Consider the following 19815-nt stretch of genomic DNA (forward strand, 5'->3'; position numbering starts at 1 on the left):
GACTTAAGGTCGTTTAAGTCCTACAGGAAGATTAACGGGGAATCAGATGCTTGTACATGACTTTATGGGGGCCGATGTCCTTGATGTCAAACAGGTCGCCATAGTACGAAAACCCGAGTCGTTCATAGAAGGGGAACGCCTTGATGCGCGCATTGAACCAGACAAGATCGCAACGACGCTGTTTCAAGTCTTCAACCGCAAATCGCACCAGTCTTTGTCCGATACCTTGACCGCGATAGTTGTCGTCCGTGGCCATGCCCCGCAGTCGATAAGGAAAGCCCGCACCGAAGGCTGGGTGAGATTCCTGGATGAAAGTCGCAACAGAGATCAGCTTGTCGGCGTGAAAAAGGCCATAGTGATAGGTGGTAATCAGATCGTCGCCAGGATTGATGCACTCTTCTTCAGAAAGAAAAGGTTTCAAGACACGCTTGCGGATGGGAAGCGTGTCGGTGGTTTTGATTTTTCTAATTTCGTGCTCGAGGGTCATCCTGTGCTCAATCGTAAGTAGGGCGTCCAATCCGGTGGAATATGATCTTCGCCGATTTCCAGTTCCAGTGTCGGCAGCCATGATGGAGCACGAGGCTCGTTCAGTAAAGGCATATTGGCGGTGCGGGGTGTTCGGTTGGCTTTTTTCTGATTGCAGTCCCGGCAGGCGGAAACCACATTGGTCCAGTTTTTGGGACCGTTATGAGAGGCGGGGACGACGTGATCAAGGGTGAGTTGTTTGGCGGCGAGTTTGGTGCCGCAGTACTGGCAGGTGTAATTATCGCGGATGTAAACATTTTCCCGGCAGAACCGGACGGCTTCGAAGGTCCGCGGCCGGACATAGGTTTTCAGCCGTAATACACTGGGCAGCTGAAACCTCCGGTGGACCGACCGGGCAAACGCTGAGTGATATTCAAGTATTTCTACTTTACCCTGAAACCACAATACCAAGGCCTTTTGCCAACTTACGACCTTCATGGGTTCGTAACTGGAGTTGAGCAACAAGGACCTCAGCGAGGACACGTGCATCATGCTTCCCCCCTCAGGTGCGGGACCGTTTTCATTCAGAAAGAGGTCCTAAATATAATTATATCTAGCTCTGCGTCTCAATTTCAAGTGTCTCGTTAAATATTCAAAAGAACTGGGTCTTTTCGGTTGCCTGAGGGGGCCCAAAATGGGATACCCTCGGGCATTAGCGCTATAGGAGGCCTAAAAATGAAAAGAGTCTTGGCATTTAATTACGTTCTAAAAGGGCCTGATGGCAATGTGTTGGACGCTTCTGAAAAGAATCAACCACTTCCATTCCTTGAGGGTGCGGGCCAGATCATTCCTAAATTGGAAGAAGAAATCAAAGAGATGAAAGAGGGCGATAAAAAAACTGTTAAGCTTGCGGCGAAAGATGCTTACGGTGAAGTGAAGGACAACATGTTCATGGATGTTCCTAAGCAAGAGCTTGCACATCTTCCTCAGTTGGAAGTGGGCGCTCACCTTCGTTTGGAGCTAGGTCAAGGAGCACACATCGTTCGCGTGACTAAAATCACTGACGAAGCGGTGACTTTGGATGGCAATCATCCTTTGGCTGGTCAGGATCTTGAGTTCGCCATTGAAATGGTTTTGGTTCGTCAAGCGACGGCTGAAGAAATTCAACACGGTCACCCGCATGGTTTGCACGGGGACGCAGGTCACCACTAATAGATTTTTTGGATAGAGGAAAACGTTATGCCATCTTTTGATATCGTATCTGAAATCGACATTCAGGAAGTGGACAACGCCATCAATCAGGCGCGCAAGGAAATCGAAGCGCGCTATGATTTTAAGGGCAGTAAAGCTGAAGTTCTGTGGGATAAAAAAGAAATCACACTGACGGCCGAAGACGATTACAAAATCGGTGCCATGGCCAGTATTCTTCAGACCAAACTGCATCGTCGCGGGATTGATATTAAAGCCATCAAGTTTGAAAAAATTGAGGAAGCCGGCGGAAGAATGCTTCGTCAAAAGGTCACTTTAGTACAGGGAATTGACCGCGAGGTTGCCAAGGATATCATTAAATTGATTAAGGATTCCAAGCTAAAGGTGCAGCCTCAGGTTGCTGATGACAAATTGAAGGTGTCGTCAAAAAGTATTGACGAGCTTCAGGAGTGCATCAGCTTGGTACGTGGAGGCAATTTCCCAGTACCCTTACAATTTAATAATATGCGCTCATAAATTTGGTCTTGCACGTTTTTTGGGCTATGCTAGCGTTATTGATAGTTAAGGTCCCCGTGTGAGTGTACTCGATTTTATCTTGTTCGAAGGCTTCCTCGGGTATAACAGCCCAACCATTATAGGAGGTCTTTGTGGCTAAAAAACTTTACGTTGGCAATTTGCCTTACTCTGTAGACGATGAGGCACTTCATCAGCACTTCGCACAATTCGGTGCGGTGGATTCAGCAAAAGTCATCATGGACAGAGATACAGGTCGCTCTAAAGGCTTCGGCTTTGTAGAGATGGCTGATGATTCCGCTGCGGATCAGGCGATTGAAAGAGGCAACGGCGTTGAATTGAATGGCCGTGCTATCAATGTTTCTGAGGCTCGTCCTCAAGCTCCTCGTGAGAGTGGTCCTCGTCGTGGTGGTTTCGGTGGTGGCGGCCGTAATGCCGGTGGTCCACGTGGCGGCGGCTTCGGTGGCGGCCGTGGTGGTCCTCGCTAAGTAGCCCATACTTTGACGAAGCTGGACTTGTCATAGTCTTCAAAACTAAGGTCTCATAGGAACCCTATGAGACCTTTTTTATTTCTTCTGATTCTTACTTTTAGTTCCTTCTCATTTGCTCAAAAAAAACTAGTCGTCTTGGGTGATTCGCTCACTGAAGGTTATGGCGTGGCTAAAGAGGCGGCTTTTCCGGCGGTGCTTGAAAAGAAGCTGCATGAAGCTGGCAAAAAGGAGTGGACCGTCATCAATGCCGGCGTCAGTGGGTCGACGACAGCGTCTGGTATCAGTCGTATGAAATGGGTCTTTAAGTCCAAGCCCGATGCGGTGATTCTGGCCTTGGGGGCGAACGATGGCCTGCGGGGTCTTAAGATTGCAGACAGCGAAAAGCATCTGGCTCAGGCGATAGAGTATGCTCAAGGGCAAAAGGTGAAGGTCATTCTAGGGGGCCTGTACATGCCGCCGAACTATGGCAAAGCCTACACCGACCAATTCAAAAAGATGTACGAGACCTTGGCGAAGAAGTACAAGGTCACTTTCATTCCGTTCATCCTGGATAAGGTGGCGGGAAATCCGAAATACAATCTGGCCGACGGAATTCATCCAAATGAAGAAGGTCACAAAATTATTGCTGACAATGTTTTTACAGCTTTGAAGGGGGCCCTGTGAGCTTGATCCTGAAAGATGTCCGTAAAGGTTTTAACCAAGGCGAAACCGAGATTCAGGTTCTCAAAGGCCTGAACGTAACCATTGAACCCGGCCAGGTGGTTTCCGTCGTCGGTCAATCGGGAAGCGGAAAGTCCACGCTGCTGTCAATTTTGGCTGGCTTGGAACGTGCGGATCGTGGGGAAATCCTTGTGGATAATATCAACCTGACCCCGATGACAGAACAACAGATGACCTTGTTTCGTGCGCAAAACATTGCTGTCGTCTTTCAGCAGTATCACCTGATCGCTCACTTGACGGCTTTGGAAAACGTGATGCTGGCGTTGGAGATCCTGAAAATGGAAAACCCGCGCGAACGAGCCGAAGAGGCTTTGCGTGAACTGGGATTGGGGCATCGATTGACTCACTTCCCAAGTCAATTGAGCGGTGGGGAGTGCCAGCGTGTGGCGATTGCCAGGGCGTTGGTGGTAAAACCAAAAATTCTTTTAGCGGATGAACCCAGCGGAAATCTGGACACGCACACGGGTGACAAGGTCATGGATGTCTTCTTTGATATCGTTCGCAAACACAAGATCACGACCTTGCTGGTGACACACAGTGAAGCGTTGGCGAAAAAATGTGAACGCACTTTGCGCCTTGAAGACGGCCAATTGAGGGAAGCATAATGTTGTTAAGACTGGCCTGCCGAGAGCTTTTGCGCAGTTGGCGCTTTGGCTTGTTCTTTATTTTCAATTTAAGTCTGGGGCTGACGGGCTTTGTGTCCCTCCAGGCCTTTAATGAGGCGTTGGAAACTGAAATCCAGGCCAACTCCAAGGCCATCCTTTCAGCGGATCTGGCTGTGACGGCTCGTCGTGAGCTGACCGAAGATGAAACTGCGAAGATGCGCCAGGCTCTGCCTGCGGGCACCAAAGAAGGAAAGATCTACGAGTTCTTTGCGATGCTAAGTTCTTCCAAGGGCTCACGTCTGGTTTTGGTTAAGGCCGTGGATGGCACCTATCCGTTCTATGGAGAGCTGGAACTGGAATCCGGTCGTCAGATCACCTCGACCAGCGACAATAAGGATATTTTGAAAGAACAAAAGGCCTGGATTTATCCGGAACTAAGATCCCAACTGGGATTGGACGCCGGTGATGAAATCCAACTGGGGCAGCTCAAGTTGCAGATCTCTGATTTGGTCAAGAAGGATGCGACTCAGACCTTCCGGGCTGCGAGTCTTGCGCCGCGTGTATTTATCAATCGTGAGTTGTTGCCGCAATCGGGTCTGCTTCAGTATGGCAGCACCTTTTCTTTGGCGCACTTATTTCTGCTGCCATCAGGATCTGTGGAAGCCCAGGTGCGAGAGGGGCTTTACAATGTGCTGAACGATCCACAGATTAACGTGGAAACCCCGGCGACCGCAGGAGAGGATTCCGGTCGACAGCTGGGTTATCTTTCGGACTATCTGGGGCTGGTGTCGATTGTGGCATTGTTCATGTCAGCGTTGGGGGCGGCCTACATCTACCGTCTGTTCCTTTCCACGCGCATGAAGGAGATTGCGATCCTTCGCACTCTGGGCTTGCAAAGCGGGCAAGCCGTTGGGGTGTATATTCTGCAGGCCTCGATGCTGGGGTTGATTGCAGCAGTCCCGACGATGCTTTTCAGTCTTTTGGTGCTGCCCCTTCTAAGTAAACTCTTAGGAAGTTTTACGCCGTTTGATCTGCATCCCACTATCACGAGTGAAGCGTTTGTGATTTGTCTTTTCATGGCGGTCTTTGGCAGTTTTGTTGTCAGTATCCCGTTCCTGATGAAAATCTTTGATCTTCGCGCGGCAAAATTATTCAGCGAAGAAAAGTTTGCTGTCGGGGAAGGGCAAAGACGTTATTGGACGTTCCTGCCATGTCTGGTGCTTTTCTATTTTTTGGCGGTCTATCAGGCGCACTCCTGGAAAATTGGCAGCTTGTTTATCGGTGCCATGATTCTGGTGGTTTTGGCATTGTTGTTGATTGGTTATGTGACCGTCAAAGCCGCAGGCCTTATCAAGGGATTGCATAGTTGGTTCTTTAAATTCAGCTTCTTAAGTCTTTCCCGACGTGCCGGAGCCAGCCTGGCGGTCTTTGTGGCGCTGGGGATGGGTGCTTTGCTGATTAATATTCTGCCCCAGTTGAAAAACTCTTTGCAGGCCGAATTTCAGTTTGAAGGAAAATCCAAAATTCCATCCTTGTTCATGTTTGATATTCAGGATGAACAGTGGCCGGGCATTGATCAGGTTCTAAAAGAAAAAAGTGTGACACCGCTGGCAAGGTCACCATTGGTGCGCGCGCGTATTTTGAAGGTCAACGGCCAGGACTATGAAAGAAAGATTGAAAGCCAGGGCTTTAAAACCCGCGAAGAAGAACGCGAAGCCCGCTTCCGCAATCGAGGTATGAATCTGTCTTACCGCGAAGGGCTGTCGAGCTCAGAGATCATGATCAAGGGGCGGCCGTTCTCAGGGCCGTTTGACCCGGACAAACAAAAGCGTGCCGAACTGTCGGTGGAAACCCGCTTCGCCGATCGCATGGGCTTTAAGCTGGGAGACGTTCTGGTCTTTGATGTGCAGGGCGTGGAGGTGGAAGGTGAGATCATCAATCTGCGCAAAGTGAAGTGGACAAGTTTCCAGCCGAATTTCTTTATTTTGGTTCAGGAGGGTGTTTTAAATGACGCTCCGAAGTCGTGGATTTCGGCCATTCCTTTCCTGCCAGAACAGCAAAGGGTTGATCTGCAAAATGCGTTGGCGCAGCAGTTTTCCAACGTATCTATCATCGATGTGGTTCGCACGGTGGATGATGTTCTTAAAACCGCAGAAAAGATGAGCTGGTCTTTGGAGCTGATGGCGGGCCTGGCGTTGCTGACCGGATACATCGTCTTGTTTTCGATCGTGCGAAGTCAGATCAAGCTGCGCCGTTGGGAACTGAACATGTTGAAGATTCTGGGCGCTTCCGGAGGTGAGGTCGCGAGCTTCATTCTGACGGAGTTTGCGTTTTTGGCCTTCATTGCCTCGTTTTTCGGGGCCGCCTTGAGCGTGTTGGTCAGTTTTGGGCTGAATACTTTCATATTTGAAAGTGAATTCAGGTTGTCGCTGGTTCAGCCTTTGTTGTCGGTGGTGATTATCACCTGTTTAAGTTTGCTGATTTCCTTCCTGGCCAGTGTGGATATTGTCCGGGAAAGTGCTTTAGGTATTCTCCGCGAAGAAAAGTAGTGGTACAAACAGACCATGACGCCGAACGAAGCCTTGGCTAAGGCAAAAATTATTCTAGAAGAAGGGGGAGTCATTGGCTTCCCCACCGAAACGGTCTACGGGCTTGCTGCCCGTATTGATATCCCCTCAGCCATTGAAAAGATCTTTACGACAAAGGAAAGACCCTTCTTCGATCCCTTGATCGTGCATGTGGCATCAATTGAACAAGCCAAAAAGGTGACCGCCTTCTGGGGGCCAGCGTCCCAAGCCTTTGCCGAGGCCTTCTGGCCGGGACCTTTGACGATGGTTCTGCCACGTGATCCGTCGGTGAACTCCATGATCACTTCGGGATTGGAATCGGTGGGGATTCGTATGCCGAACCACCCCTTGGCCCTGGAGCTTTTGCAGCAGGTGGGTGTTCCGCTGGCAGCGCCCAGTGCGAATAAATTTGGTCGAACCTCGCCGACCTCGGCAAGCCATGTGCGTGTGGAATTCAAAAATGAAAATGTCTTTGTCGTCGATGGTGGTGAGTGTGAAATCGGTATCGAGTCGACCGTATTGTTGGTGCGACACCGTCCAGAAAAAGTAGTTTTGTCGATTTTGCGCCGTGGGCACATTTTGAAATCTGATCTGGAACAGGTGTTAAAAAATAAAGGACTTGCCTACGAGTTTATAGAGCAGGTGGACAAAAGGGAATCACCGGGTCACATGAAGCATCACTATATGCCACCAGTTCCGCTGATTGTGTGTCTGGACCCGCAGCGCAGCCCCGAAAGTGTTTTGGCGGAAGTAAATACCAAGATGAATGATCTGCCCGATGAAATCGAAAGTATCAAGATCATCAAACCCAAGGGCGGTATTCATTCTTATGAAATATTGAAACTGTCGGCGGATCCTTTGCTGGCCACGCGCGAGCTCTACGGGCATCTGCGCGAATCGGCATCCCATGGCAAGGACTGCATCCTGTTTTATCGCGAAGCTCATCAACAGGGTGAACGTTGGGAATCCCTGTTTGATCGCCTGAACAAGGCGGCTTCTCTGATTATTTAATCAGTCCTTCTTGTTCTTTTTCCATATAAAGAATCCCAGGGCGCCGAAGAACGCCAAAAGAGTCACCACCAGCATGACCGTGTTGGTGGCGCTGGGAGCTGCCGCAGAATGCATTCCGAAATAGAAGAAGCTGGTTTTTAAAACAAGCAGCCCCAGAGTCATGATCAGAATATAAGGCCACAGCTCGCGGGCGGTTTTTTGTTCCTGGGTCAGAATTTTTTCAGGCTTCTTGTCTGTGACGGGATAGTTCCAGTTGTTGTTGCGGTGATAGTCTACAACCACGATGGTCCAAGCAGAGCGAAGCTCTTCAAAACCGATGATGCCGGAAGCGGAAGCGGAAGCCAACTGCCGCGACAGTCTTTCTCCGGCGTCAGTGTAAAGTTTTTCGATGGTTTCGTGCGAGTAGTAACCGGGGCGATCTGGAGCAAGGTCCTGAGGCAGGTTCTGAATGATTTCTTTCAGGTAGGACCGAGCCTCTTCGTTCAATTGCAAATGACTGAGAGTATTTTTGAATGTGTCTTCACCCATGAGCTGGTCATATCATGGATCTTCAAGGTAATGCCAACAATATCCTGATCGAGTTCTGACAATTCTGAAAAACAAATCCCGCTACACTGAGGCAGATCCAAAAGGGGAGGGGCCTTGATGATCAACTCACTTGCTTACGCCAGTCTGGAACGTGTTTCTTTGAATTTACAGTCTTTCTATCAATTGCGTTTGAACCGCATTCACAAGTTCAAATCCAAAATCCAGATTCATTCCGATGTCGGACCGTTTGAAATCAAAACGGTGACGGATGTGGAAGAGCTGAAAGAGGCCCTGACTTTGCGTTACGAGGTTTTTCACCGCGAAATGCAGGGGAAGAAAGCTCCGACAGGAGTGGACGTTGATGAGTTTGATTTTGATTGTGATCATCTGATCATCAAGGAAAAACGCAGCGATCGCATTATTGGAACCTATCGCCTGAACTGTTCCCTCTTTACCGATGAGTTTTATTCGGCCAAAGAGTTTATGATGAACGGAATTCTGGCGCAGCCGGGTGTGAAGTTGGAGCTGGGCCGTGCCTGCATTCACAAAGACTTCCGCCGCGGGGTTTTAATTTCTCTTTTGTGGAGAGGGATTGCGGAGTACATGGCAGCCTCTGATTCCAAAATGCTTTTTGGCTGTGCCACGGTGAAAACGGATGACCCACGTGATGCGGCCTTGCTGACTCGATACTTTGAGGAACAAGGTCGGGTGGTACCGGGACTGCGCACGCGCCCGACTCTGGCATACACCATGCCTATGTTAAATCACTTTTTAGAAGAAGTCCGAAGCCCTCTCACGGAGACTCAGAGAGCTCAGGCCGAGGAACTTCTTCCTCCTTTATGTCGTGCTTATCTGAAGGCGGGGGCCTATATCGGCGGGGAACCGGCCTGGGATCGCGAGTTTCAGTGCATTGACTTCTTGACCATTCTTCACCGGGAAGATTTAAATAGGACCCTGTGGAAGAGATTCAAGCTGGACTCCGCGGAGTCATAAAACTGACCGTTTTTGTTATCATCATTCTGACGTTTATGGTGTGGTCCTTTATTTGCCACTTGGTGGTGCGGGATCCCCATAAGCGACTGATTCGTTTTTCCAGCAACTCTAACTTCTTTGCAGGCTTGATTCTTAAAGTCTTCAATCTTGATCTGAAAGTCGTCAATAAACCTTCGCCGGACCAGAAGTGTCTGATAGTCAGCAACCACATGGGCTTTGTTGATATCTTGATGCTTGCTTCCTGCCACCCGATGCTGTTTGTGACTTCCAATGAAATGCGTGAAACTCCTTTTTTGGGAACGCTCACTGAAATGGGTGGTTGTATCTACGTCGAGCGCCGCAGCCGCACAAAAATTTTGGAAGAGATGAAATCCATCGTAAAGGCCCTGCGTGCCGGTTTCCGCGTGGTGCTTTATCCAGAGGCGACATCCACAAACGGAGAGAGAGTCCTGCCATTTAAAAAGACCCTGATGATGGCGGCGGCTCAGGCCGGGGTTCCCATTCAGCCCGTGGTGATCAACTTCCGTGAAGTGAATGGCGAAGAGTTTTCATTGAAGTGGCGGGATCACCTTTGTTGGTATGGTGACATTCCGTTTGTGACTTCGATGTGGAAGTCGGCGGTGCTTAAATCCGTTAAAGGTGAAATCGAATTCCTAGAGCCTGTCTATACCACCCCGGAAGATGATCGTGGTTTGATTGCCGACAAAGTTCATCTGATGATTTCATCGAAGTTCGTTCCGGTGAAGGGACTTCCGATCGAGGCCCAGCCTCCGGCCGAGATGGAAGCAGATCCGACTTGATTTAGTTCCGTTGATGTGTAAATAATATGTAAATGAGGAAGATCATTCACATCGACATGGACTGCTTTTATGCAGCGGTGGAGGTGAAGCACCATCCTGAGCTCAAGGGGAAGCCTTTGGGCATCGGTGGGCCACCGAATTCCCGAAGTGTTCTTTGCACTGCCAGCTATGAGGCTCGCAAGTTCGGGGTTCGTTCTGCCATGCCGTCGTCTCAAGCCGTGCGCCTGTGCCCGCAGTTGATTTTGATTCCTCCGCATTTTGACTTATATAAATCTGAAAGCCGCAAAGTTCGCGAAATTCTTGAAAGATTCACAAACAAGATTGAGCCCCTGTCGTTGGATGAGGCCTATCTGGATGTGACGGACTGCCAGCTGTTTGGTGGCAGTGCAACCCTGATTGCGCAGGAAATCCGTCGCTTGATCTTTACCGAGTTGAAGTTGACGGCATCAGCCGGGGTGGCTCCGAATAAGTTTCTGGCTAAGATAGCCAGCGATTGGAAAAAACCCAACGGTCAGTTTGTGATCCGCCCTCAGGATGTAGAGGCCTTCGTGAAGGATCTGCCTGTGGGGAAAATTTTCGGGGTTGGTAAAGTGACCGGACAAAAAATGAATGATCTGGGGTTGCACACCTGCGGTGACATTCAGAAGTATTCGGTCTTGGAGCTTTCACATTGGTTTGGTTCCCGGGCGGCGGAACTTTATGACTTCGCCCGGGGGATCGACAATCGTGATGTTGTCACTGAGTGGGAGCGAAAGTCCCTGACGGTGGAAGAAACCTTTAACAAGGATTTGCAGACACTTGAGGATTGCGCCAAAGCACTGCCTTCTCTGTACGAGGACTTTGTTTTGCGCATGGATCGTGGGCAGTATCATGATCGCATCAAGGGCATGGTTGTGAAGTTGAAATTCTTCGACTTCAAACAAACCACTCATGAGGAGGTCTTTCATGAGCTTCCCACGCTGCAGGATTTTGAACGTCTTTTAGTAAAGGCCTGGAACCGACGTGCGGTGCCCGTGCGCCTGGTGGGGTTGGGAGTTCGCTTAGGCTCCCAAAAGAAATCCACGACAGATGAAGATTCCTCTCAATTGAAATTTGCCATCTAATCTCACGGAAGAGGTGGTGCGTTTTTTCTGGCATCACTGTTGCTTTAGATCCTTTTTGCCAAGCAACGGAGTCACAACGGCTTCGCTTGTATTAGAAAGGACACCCCTATGAAGAAGATGGTTTTATCTGGCCTTCTCATAGCCACTTTGTTTCGTTATTCAGGCCATCTCGGTTAGAATCCTGCAGGAAGAGCTCTCAGGGCTTTCTCCGGCGTTGGCCCTTATTCCAGGCTCTATGGCCTTGGTCACGGTGATGATAGTGGTCCTGCACGTCCTGGTGAATCTGGACGATATGTCGGATGCGACACCTTTGCGGCGTGCAGTGAAGCGCTGGATGCAGAGAATTTCTGACTTGTTTAAAAACAAGAACTAAGACGACACTTCTGCTATTTGCTCACATTTTCCTGTGTAAGAATCAGGAAGCGAAGAGAGGAGGTTGGTATGATCAGCCTGTCTGTCGTGATTCTGGTGCTGGCGTTAAGTTTCGGGGGAGCTTTGTTGATCCTGCGCTTTAAAAAGCATGGATTCTTCGAGGAGGAAGTGAACAAAAAACGTCCTCCGAGCTATCGTCCACGCCATTAAAAAAGGGATTCAGTTGCTGAATCCCTTTTTGTCGTCTTAGAACTCTTTTTTCCAATCGTCTTCTTTGAAGCCGACCAGGTGAACATTTTCGCCAATCACAAATGGGCGTTTCACCAGCTTGCCATTTTCAGAAAGCAGCTTGATCGCATCCGCTTCGCTCATTGCAGGAAGTTTTTCACTGAGCTTCATCTCTTTGTACATCACACCAGAAGTGTTAAAGAGATTGCGAAGATTGCCGCCACGTTCTTTCAGGGCGGCCAGCATTTCCTTCAGCTCTTTTTGAGTGGGCGCTTTGTCGACGATGGGCAACTTGTCATATTTGACTTTTTTGCCATCGAGGAACTTCAAAGCCTTCACGCAAGTGGAGCACTTGGCGTATTCGTAAACCTTAAGCATGGCTCTTCACCAGCCAACCGCACATCTTATACAAAATACGTGCGCCGACGTTGCCGTCCCACTCGACCTCTTCTTCGGAAAGGCCGCCAGTGGAAACTTCGTTCAGGTCAAAGGCCACGATCTTGCGACCCGAGGCGTGAACTTCACGGAACAGGAAGAACACCTGATCCACGCTCAAACCGCCCGGAACCGGGGTTCCAGTGTGCGGGCAGAAGGCCGGGTCCAGCCCATCAATGTCGAAAGAGATATACACATTCTGAGGAAGCTCTTTGATGATGTCTTTGCAGACCTGTTCCCAGGTTTCGCCTTTAAGCATGCGGCGCTTTAGTTCCAGGTCGTAGAAGGTTTTGATGTCTTCGCGGGAGTTGCTGAAGTCGTATTCTTCCTCGCAGAAGTCCCGGATGCCGACTTGAACGAGTTTCTGAGGCTTTTTAGCATCAGTCATCACGTTGTACATGATGGAGGCATGGGACTGTTTGAAACCTTGGTAGGCTTTGCGAAGATCGGCATGGGCATCGATGTGCAAAACGCCGAACTCGCCTTTGTATTTGTCGCTGACGGCACGGATGGCCCCCAGTGGTGTGGAGTGGTCGCCGCCCACTAGCCCCAGAAGTTTACCTTTTTTCAGGACGTCTGAGCACTGGTCATAGACCCATTGGCTCATCTCTTCGCAGGCTTCGTTGACCTGAGCGGCCAGTTTATTCATTTTGGCTTCGTCTTCGCTGAGATTTGTTCGCATTTCGATCAATTCCTGAGCCACCGCTTTGAACTTGTCGTTCATAGTGCACAGGTCTTCCGGGAAATCGCGCATGTGGTAGCCGACCTCGTAGGCTTTACCCACTTCGATGTCGAAAAGATCAATCTGTTCACTGGCTTGGCGGATGATTTTTGGGCCGCGAGAGGCGCCTTCGCCATAAGACGTTGTCACTTCCCAGGGAACAGGGACCAAGACGACTTTGGACTCTTCTTCGGTCATCGGAATTCCGAAGATTCCGAACTCTGCAGAGATGGTGGTTGTGGGATCAAATTTCGTAGTCTTTTCAGACATTTTTTACTCCTTAAATCAGCCCCAATGGTATAGCATTTAAGCGCGGCGTCAATCGAGCAATAACTTGATTATTTTTGTCGCATAACCCATTTTAACCCAACTTTGGGAACCACTTAAATTCCCAGCGAAATTCCTTGGAGGATACACAATGAATATGAAGGGACTCCTGGCTCTTGTATTGAGCTCAGCTTTGACAGCTCCCGCTTTTGCAGCCGCACCAAATGCGAACGCACCAAAAGGCGGAAATTTCGTTTTCAATCTTGGCGGTGAGCCTCCGACGGTTCATCCGATCACAGCAACAGACGCTTACTCACGTTATGTTCAAAACTACGTGTGTGACGGCATGGCGACTCGTGATAGCGAAACTTACGACTGGAAACCACGTCTTGCTGAAAAGTGGGAAATCTCCAAAGACAATAAAGTATTCACGTTCCACCTGCGCAAAGACGCAGTTTTCCACGACGGCACGCCAGTCACGGCTGACGACGTGAAATTCTCTTTCGACGCGATCTTTGAGCCTAAGTACGAAGCTGCTCACTTGCGTCCGTACTATGAAGGTTTGACGAAAGCTGAAGTTATCGACGCTCACACAATCCGTTTCACGGCTCGTGATCTTTACTTCAACAACTTCGAATCTGCGGCAACTTTGACTGTAATCCCTAAGAAGATCTACAGCGATGTTGAAAAGTCCAAAAAAATGAACCGCCAGCTTATCTGCGCGGGTCCTTACGTTCTTTCCAAGTTTGACCGTGGTCAGCTGATCTCTTTGAAAAAGTTTGATAAGTGGTACGGCAACAAAGACGTTGCATACGCTGGTATGTACAACTTCGACACCATCACAATGCGTTTCTACAAAGATGAAAACGTAGAGCTTGAGCGCGCGAAAAAAGGCGAGCTTGATTACCTTGATCTGCGTGTTGAAGCGTTCATGAAAAAAGCGGTGGGTGCTCCTTGGGGCAAAACTATCATCAAGAACAAAGTTGAAAACAGCGCGCCGAAATCCTACGGTTTCATCGGCTGGAACTTCCGCAAAGATTTGTTCCAGGACAAAAACGTGCGTGTGGCTTTGGCTCACTTGTTGAACCGCGAAGAAATGAACAAAAAGTTCCGTTACGGCATGTCTGATCTTGCTAACGGTGCGATCTACCTTCGTTCTGAGTACAACCCAGGTAACAAGGCTTTGGAATTCAATCCGAAGAAAGCTCAAGAACTTTTGGCTAAAGCTGGCTGGACTGACAAAGACAAGAACGGTGTTCTTGAAAAAGAAGTTGGCGGCAAAAAGATGGAATTCAAATTCACATTGATCTATCCGTCTAAAGACACTGAAAAATACTACACCATGTATCGTGAAGACCTGAAAAAAGCGGGTATCGACATGGATCTTAAGTACTTGGAATGGAACTCTTTCCTGAAGCTGGTTGACGAAGGGAACTTCGACGCTGTGACTATGGCTTGGGGTGGTGGTTCTGTGGATCCAGATCCTAAACAAATCTGGCACTCTGCAAGTGCGGTTGCCGGTGGTTCTAACTTCATCGCTTACAAAAACCCTGAAGTGGACAAGCTGATCGACCAGGCCCGTGTTGAGCCAAATAAAGCTAAACGTGTTGCTGCACTTAAAAAGGTTTACGCGAAGATCGCTGAAGATGCTCCTTATGCGTTCCTGTTCAACGATAAGTATGCATTTTATGCAAATTCCTCTCGTATGGGGAAACCTGCAGACACCTTCAAATATGAGATCGGTAGAGACTACTGGTGGTTGCAGGCTAAATAGCCTTTGCCCTGCGCAATCATAATTAATTTTTTACCAGAAGGCGTACAATGTACGCCTTCTTTCTTGCGCCTCATCGAAATTAGTATTACAGCGTAACTGTCTAATCTGTAATCGAATGCATATTGTGGGAGTAAGGCCTTGATCGTTTACCTGATTCGCCGATTGTTATTGATGATTCCGACTTTTTTCGGAATTACCATCGTCACCTTTGCGTTGATTAACCTCGCTCCAGGAAGCCCTATTGAGCAGAAGCTTCAAGCCATCCGCTTCGGCGCTGCCGGTGGTGGTGGGGGCGGCGGCGGTGGAGGCGGGATCAACACCCGTGGCGACACCTCCGTGAATGAAGAAGTTATCGAGGCTTTGAAAAAACAATATGGCTTCGATAAGCCCATCCACGTTCGTTATTTTATCTGGGTAAAAAACCTGGTTCGTATGGACTTCGGTGAAAGCTTCACCTACCAGGAGCCGGTGATCGACGTTATCAAAAGTAAATTCCCGGTCTCCCTGCAGTTTGGTATTGCCTCTTTGCTTTTGACCTATCTGGTTTGTATCCCATTGGGTGTTCGTAAGGCCATCAATGCGGGCGGGGGATTCGACCGCTGGACAACCATTATTCTGAATCTGACTTATTCTATTCCGCCGATCGTTTTGGGTATCTTCCTGATCGTGGTTTTGGCAGGTAAGTTGAATATGTTCCCACTGGGCGGTTTGCACTCCGACGACTATGAGTCCCTGACGACGTGGGGTAAAATCGTGGACCGCGCCCATCACTTTGTATTGCCTTTGATCTGTTACATGATCGGCGGCTTCACGGAGCTTTCCACTTTGATGAGAAACTCCATGCTGGATGTGATCAAGTCCGACTTCGTTCGTACAGCACGCGCCAAGGGTCTGGCTGAGAGAGTGGTCGTCTTCAAACATGCTCTTCGTAATGCCTTGATCCCGATTGCCACAGGTTTGGGAGGCTTCTTTGGTGCCTTCCTGGCGGGTTCTCTGATTATCGAACAGATGTTCAACTTGGATGGGATTGGTTTGTTGGGTTATCAATCCGTTTTGTCCCGTGACTATAACGTGATCATGGGTCTGACCTTTATTTCATCCATGTTGTTGATGTTGGGCCGTATTTTCAGCGACATCATTTACGTTCTTATTGATCCAAGGATTGACTTCAAATGATCGAAAAATATCTTATCCGCAATGAATTGACGTTGAAGAGATATAAGCGATTCAAGCGCGATCGCGTGGCTGTGGTCTCTTTCTGGATTTTGATGGCGATGTTCTTCGTGAGCTTCACGGCAGAACTTTGGGCGAACAATCATCCCCATGTTTTGAGCTATCAGGGTAAATTGTATTTCCCTCTATTTAAGGATTATCACCCAACTGCCTTTGGCCGTGATGACATCTTTGTGATGGACTATCGTGAGCTTGAAATGAAAGAGGGCGACTGGGCAGTCTGGCCTCTGATTCAGTGGGACCCTTATGAGGCCAATAAAATGGTCGACACTTACCCATCTCCTCCAACAAAGATCAACTGGATTGGAACTGATGAAAGTGGTCGTGACGTCTTGACTCGTCTGCTTTACGGTTTCCGCTATACGATGTTGTTCTCTATCGGGTGCTGGATTGTGACTTATGCCATCGGTATCACGATGGGGGCCCTGATGGGTTATCTGGGCGGCAAAGCCGATTTGTTCGGTCAGCGTATCGTTGAGGTTGTGGAAAGTATTCCGATCCTGTTCGTATTGATCACAGTGATTTCGATCTTCAACCCAAGCTTGCCATTGTTGGTTGTGTTCTTCTCTGTCTTTAGTTGGACAGGAATTTCTGCTTACATGCGTGCCCAGTTCCTTTCTTTGAGAAAGCGTGAATACGTGGAAGCGGCCCGCGCGATTGGGGCGGACCACAAACGTATTATCGGTAAGCACATCCTTCCGAATGGTCTGACGCCGATTGTGACCTTCGCGCCGTTCTTTATCGCCGGTGGGGTTAACACGTTGTCCTTCCTGGATTATCTGGGGTTGGGTCTTCGTCCACCGACACCAAGCTGGGGTGAGCTGTTGGCTCAGGCCCAAAAATGGTTCACGATTGCAGAGTGGATCGTTTGGGGTCCGATGGTGGCCATTGTTTTGACACTGACTTTGTTGATCAATATCGGTTTCGCAGTCCGCGACGCCTTCGATTCAAAAATGTAAGGCAAAACAGTCTTATTTTTGGTGCAAAATAAAAACAGATTTGATGATGTGGGTGAACGAAAGTTCACCCATTTTTTTTGGAAAAAGGTGCCTGGTTGTTTTTTCTGGCCAAGGCGCGTCAGCATCCCAGTCCAAAGGAGTTTTAGATGAAATACATGGCTTCCATTTTAGTTGTTCTTGGATTCTCGGCTTCCCAAGCGCAGGTGTTAGGGGAGTTGAAGGGCGCAGGTCCTATGACGGCTTCTTTTGAACGTCTGGACGGCACGTATGAGAACATGGATCTGAAGTGCACGGTGGCTTTGAACTACCACCAGTCCGCCGAGAAAGTGGAGTTGGATTTTTCTTTCTATGACTGCAACCGCCTTGGTGGTTGGAATGATCTGCCGGTGTCTTTGAAGGTTCAAGGTGGTTCCTTGGTGGATGCCCAAGGGAAGGAGAAAGGTCGTATTCTGGCGGATGGAACAGTCGAGTTCACAGCCCACACTGACTCTACAGTCCAGTATCAGGACACGCAGTATGATTTCGACTGTCGTCCTTATTCAACCAGTCGCAAGACTTTGCGTCTTGATACAGTCACTACTTATTCCTTTGCCAAGTCCGCGGATGGTTATCGTTTTACCCGCAAACAGTCTCAGGATCGAGTAGCTTATAAATCAAAAAAAGACTACGCTCGCTGCCCGGCTGTGATCATTCCGACCAAAATGAAATCCAGCAGTTCCTTTGTGGCGACGATTCAGTAATGTCAGAGCGAGAATAAATTCTATGTTGAGGGACTTATAGAGTTCCTCAAAGGTTTCCACGGGACGATGATTTTTCTGGAAAAAGAAAAAGGGCTTCGTAAGAAGCCCTTTTTTATTGGGAACTTAAAATTCTTCTTACTCAGCCTCTTCCAGGTACGTGTAACCGGAAAGACCTTCTTCATAATGTTTGATCAGAAGTTTGGCTTCCTGCTTGGTGATGGAGCCCTTCTGGATACTTTCCTCCGTCGCCTGACGAACGCTATCAACCATTTCAGAGCGGCCGTACTGAACGTAGGAAAGAACCTCTGTCACAGTGTCACCAGGAACGTAGTGGTCAATGGTGTAGCCCACGCCGTTCAAAGAGATATGAACCGCATCAGTATCCCCGAACAAGTTGTGCAAATCGCCCAGGATCTCTTGGTAAGCACCGGTCAGGAACACGCCCAGATAGTACTGCTGTCCATCGGTGAACTGATGCAAGCGAATGGTCTCTTTCGGTTCGCCGGAAGCTGTGTCGATGAATTTTTCGATCACACCGTCAGAATCACAAGTCAAATCCGCCAAAGTCGCTTCACGCTTGGGTTCTTCACCCAGACGGTGAATAGGAATCACCGGGAACAACTGACCCACTGCCCAGGAATCCGGTACAGACTGGAACACGGAGAAGTTAGAGAAGTAAGTGTCGCACAGCTCTTTGCCCAAAGCCGCCACGATGTCTTCACAATCCGGAGTCGCGCGCGCTAGTTTGATCATCTTGGTCGCGATTGCAAAGTACATGGATTCACACCATGCACGCTGCTCAAGGCTCAAGACGCCGTAAGTGAACAACTGCAGAGTTTCTTGTTTGGCCTGTTCCAGGTCATTGAAGCACTCGTTGATATTGTCTTTGTTCACCTTTTCAAAGATGTACTGCATGTCCTGCATGATGGAATGATCGCCTTTCGTCGCGGGACGAGGCGGTTCATGGCGGTGAAGATCGTTCACGCCCATCACGTTAAACACCAAAACCGAGTGGTGAGCCACCAGGAAGCGGCCGGATTCTGTCACGATGTTTGGATGTGGAATGCCTTTTTCATCACACAGAGTCTGAAGTACAGACACGATGTCGTTGGCGTATTCCTGCTCAGAATAGTTCACAGAGCTGTCAGAGTGGCCAGAACCATCATAGTCCACGCCCAAGCCGCCGCCCACGTCGATGTACTTCAGGCCTGCGCCCATTTTGTACAGCTCAGTGTAGAAGCGTGCGCCCTCTTTCAAAGAGGACTTGATGGACTGGATCTGAGGCACCTGAGAACCGATGTGGTAGTGCAGAAGTTCCAGGCAATCCAACATGCCCTCATTTTTCAGGAACTCCACACCTTCGACGATTTCTGTGGAAGTCAGACCGAATTTGGAGCGTGCACCGGAAGAATCAACCCATTTACCCGCGCCTTGAGTGTTGAGCTTTGCGCGGAAGCCGATTTTTGGACGAGTGTTGAACTTCTTCGCCACGTCCACGATCATTTTCAATTCTTCTTTACGATCCACCACGATGATGGTGTTGCGGCCCAGTTTTTGGGACAAGATCGCCGTTTCAATGTATTCCCAGTCTTTGAAGCCGTTGCAGATAATCAACGCGTCTTCGGTGTTCATCAATGCCAGAACCACCAATAGTTCCGGCTTGGAGCCCGCCTCAAGACCCATGGAATAACCTTTACCGTACTTCACCAGTTCCTGAACCAGGTGACGTTGTTGGTTCACCTTGATCGGATAAACGCCACGGTATTGGCCTTTGTAACCATGATCGGCAAATGCCTTTTGGAAGCAGCCGTTCAGAAGTTCCACGCGGGATTTAATAATTTCCGGAAAACGAATCATGATAGGAACGCGAATACCGCGGTCCAAAAGATCTTGGGTCAGCTCATGCAGGTCCACAGTTGGACCGTTCGCCCCCATAGGAGTGACAGCAACATTGCCTGCGCTGTTAATTCTGAAATAACCGTTGCCCCAGTTGTTGATCCCATAAAGCTCAGCGCTTTTTTCAGGACTCCAATTAGACATCTCTTTTGGCCCTCACGACTAGGGGGCCCGGATAAAGGACC

The 19815-nt window shown here is 49.1% G+C and carries 22 protein-coding genes; 16 read left to right on the forward strand and 6 right to left on the reverse strand.

The features are described 5' to 3' along the window. Positions 1-31: 31 nt before the first annotated feature. Together ACZ5ZZ_RS01505 and ACZ5ZZ_RS01510 are read right to left on the reverse strand one after the other, a co-directional pair. Complete coding sequence (locus ACZ5ZZ_RS01505; protein WP_464132963.1) at positions 32-487, reverse strand: GNAT family N-acetyltransferase; 456 nt, start codon at positions 485-487, stop codon at positions 32-34. Continuing rightward, positions 484-1017 (reverse strand): HNH endonuclease, encoded by a 534-nt coding sequence (locus ACZ5ZZ_RS01510; RefSeq protein WP_464119820.1) that lies wholly within the window; start codon positions 1015-1017, stop codon positions 484-486. The genes ACZ5ZZ_RS01505 and ACZ5ZZ_RS01510 overlap by 4 nt, the downstream gene beginning before the upstream one ends. 183 nt (positions 1018-1200) lie before the next feature. Here ACZ5ZZ_RS01510 and ACZ5ZZ_RS01515 point away from each other — a divergent pair, with 183 nt between their 5' ends. The 7 genes from ACZ5ZZ_RS01515 (at position 1201) to ACZ5ZZ_RS01545 (ending at position 7581) form a co-directional block, all read left to right on the forward strand. Next, complete coding sequence (locus tag ACZ5ZZ_RS01515; RefSeq protein WP_464119822.1) at positions 1201-1677, forward strand: FKBP-type peptidyl-prolyl cis-trans isomerase; 477 nt, start codon at positions 1201-1203, stop codon at positions 1675-1677. Between the two features lie 27 nt (positions 1678-1704). Beyond that, positions 1705-2190, forward strand: coding sequence for a YajQ family cyclic di-GMP-binding protein (locus ACZ5ZZ_RS01520; RefSeq protein WP_464119824.1), 486 nt, complete (start codon positions 1705-1707; stop codon positions 2188-2190). Positions 2191-2321: 131 nt separating this feature from the next. Continuing rightward, a complete protein-coding gene (locus tag ACZ5ZZ_RS01525) occupies positions 2322-2675 on the forward strand; it encodes an RNA recognition motif domain-containing protein (RefSeq protein ID WP_464140939.1) in 354 nt (117 codons plus the stop codon). Positions 2676-2813: 138 nt separating this feature from the next. Continuing rightward, the gene (locus ACZ5ZZ_RS01530; RefSeq protein WP_464140940.1) at positions 2814-3341 is read left to right on the forward strand and encodes an arylesterase; all 528 of its coding nucleotides are present in this window, start codon (positions 2814-2816) and stop codon (positions 3339-3341) included. Continuing rightward, positions 3338-4003, forward strand: coding sequence for an ABC transporter ATP-binding protein (locus tag ACZ5ZZ_RS01535; RefSeq protein ID WP_464132966.1), 666 nt, complete (start codon positions 3338-3340; stop codon positions 4001-4003). The genes ACZ5ZZ_RS01530 and ACZ5ZZ_RS01535 overlap by 4 nt, the downstream gene beginning before the upstream one ends. Further along, positions 4003-6552, forward strand: a complete 2550-nt coding sequence (locus ACZ5ZZ_RS01540; RefSeq protein WP_464140941.1) for an ABC transporter permease — start codon at positions 4003-4005, stop codon at positions 6550-6552. Before ACZ5ZZ_RS01535 ends, ACZ5ZZ_RS01540 begins: the two co-directional genes overlap by 1 nt. A gap of 15 nt (positions 6553-6567) precedes the next feature. Next, entirely contained in the window at positions 6568-7581 is a 1014-nt protein-coding gene (locus tag ACZ5ZZ_RS01545) for an L-threonylcarbamoyladenylate synthase (RefSeq protein WP_464119830.1), read from the forward strand. On the opposite strand, the gene ACZ5ZZ_RS01550 is transcribed toward ACZ5ZZ_RS01545, so the two are convergent. Further along, positions 7582-8109, reverse strand: coding sequence for a hypothetical protein (locus ACZ5ZZ_RS01550; protein ID WP_464140943.1), 528 nt, complete (start codon positions 8107-8109; stop codon positions 7582-7584). A gap of 117 nt (positions 8110-8226) precedes the next feature. Between ACZ5ZZ_RS01550 and ACZ5ZZ_RS01555 the strand changes: the two genes are divergently transcribed. The 5 genes from ACZ5ZZ_RS01555 (at position 8227) to ACZ5ZZ_RS01575 (ending at position 11587) form a co-directional block, all read left to right on the forward strand. Beyond that, on the forward strand, positions 8227-9102 hold the full coding sequence (locus ACZ5ZZ_RS01555) for a GNAT family N-acetyltransferase (RefSeq protein WP_464132973.1): 876 nt from the start codon (positions 8227-8229) through the stop codon (positions 9100-9102). Then, a complete protein-coding gene (locus ACZ5ZZ_RS01560) occupies positions 9066-9902 on the forward strand; it encodes a lysophospholipid acyltransferase family protein (protein ID WP_464119833.1) in 837 nt (278 codons plus the stop codon). The genes ACZ5ZZ_RS01555 and ACZ5ZZ_RS01560 overlap by 37 nt, the downstream gene beginning before the upstream one ends. Positions 9903-9934: 32 nt before the next feature. Further along, positions 9935-11005, forward strand: coding sequence for a DNA polymerase IV (gene dinB / locus ACZ5ZZ_RS01565; protein WP_464132975.1), 1071 nt, complete (start codon positions 9935-9937; stop codon positions 11003-11005). Between the two features lie 235 nt (positions 11006-11240). Next, positions 11241-11378, forward strand: a complete 138-nt coding sequence (locus tag ACZ5ZZ_RS01570) for a hypothetical protein (protein ID WP_464132977.1) — start codon at positions 11241-11243, stop codon at positions 11376-11378. Positions 11379-11446: 68 nt separating this feature from the next. Further along, positions 11447-11587, forward strand: a complete 141-nt coding sequence (locus tag ACZ5ZZ_RS01575) for a hypothetical protein (RefSeq protein WP_464119836.1) — start codon at positions 11447-11449, stop codon at positions 11585-11587. A gap of 36 nt (positions 11588-11623) precedes the next feature. Here the strand turns inward: ACZ5ZZ_RS01575 and ACZ5ZZ_RS01580 are convergent, their stop codons facing one another. Next, positions 11624-11983 carry an arsenate reductase family protein gene (locus ACZ5ZZ_RS01580; protein WP_464140944.1) on the reverse strand — a complete coding sequence of 120 codons (360 nt, stop codon included), beginning with the start codon at positions 11981-11983 and terminating at the stop codon, positions 11624-11626. Further along, positions 11976-13031, reverse strand: a complete 1056-nt coding sequence (locus ACZ5ZZ_RS01585; RefSeq protein WP_464132981.1) for an agmatinase family protein — start codon at positions 13029-13031, stop codon at positions 11976-11978. Before ACZ5ZZ_RS01585 ends, ACZ5ZZ_RS01580 begins: the two co-directional genes overlap by 8 nt. Positions 13032-13179: 148 nt before the next feature. Here ACZ5ZZ_RS01585 and ACZ5ZZ_RS01590 point away from each other — a divergent pair, with 148 nt between their 5' ends. From ACZ5ZZ_RS01590 to ACZ5ZZ_RS01605, 4 genes are all read left to right on the forward strand, one after another. Continuing rightward, positions 13180-14802, forward strand: coding sequence for a peptide-binding protein (locus ACZ5ZZ_RS01590; RefSeq protein WP_464119839.1), 1623 nt, complete (start codon positions 13180-13182; stop codon positions 14800-14802). 138 nt (positions 14803-14940) lie between these two features. Further along, positions 14941-15978, forward strand: coding sequence for an ABC transporter permease subunit (locus tag ACZ5ZZ_RS01595; RefSeq protein ID WP_464132984.1), 1038 nt, complete (start codon positions 14941-14943; stop codon positions 15976-15978). Beyond that, on the forward strand, positions 15975-16994 hold the full coding sequence (locus ACZ5ZZ_RS01600) for an ABC transporter permease subunit (protein ID WP_464119841.1): 1020 nt from the start codon (positions 15975-15977) through the stop codon (positions 16992-16994). The genes ACZ5ZZ_RS01595 and ACZ5ZZ_RS01600 overlap by 4 nt, the downstream gene beginning before the upstream one ends. Before the next feature lie 146 nt (positions 16995-17140). Beyond that, positions 17141-17734, forward strand: coding sequence for a hypothetical protein (locus ACZ5ZZ_RS01605; RefSeq protein WP_464140946.1), 594 nt, complete (start codon positions 17141-17143; stop codon positions 17732-17734). A 135-nt stretch (positions 17735-17869) separates the two neighbouring features. On the opposite strand, the gene speA is transcribed toward ACZ5ZZ_RS01605, so the two are convergent. After that, the gene (speA, locus tag ACZ5ZZ_RS01610) at positions 17870-19774 is read right to left on the reverse strand and encodes a biosynthetic arginine decarboxylase (protein WP_464140947.1); all 1905 of its coding nucleotides are present in this window, start codon (positions 19772-19774) and stop codon (positions 17870-17872) included. Positions 19775-19815 lie beyond the last annotated feature (41 nt).

This window comes from Bdellovibrio sp. HM001 (assembly GCF_055397275.1).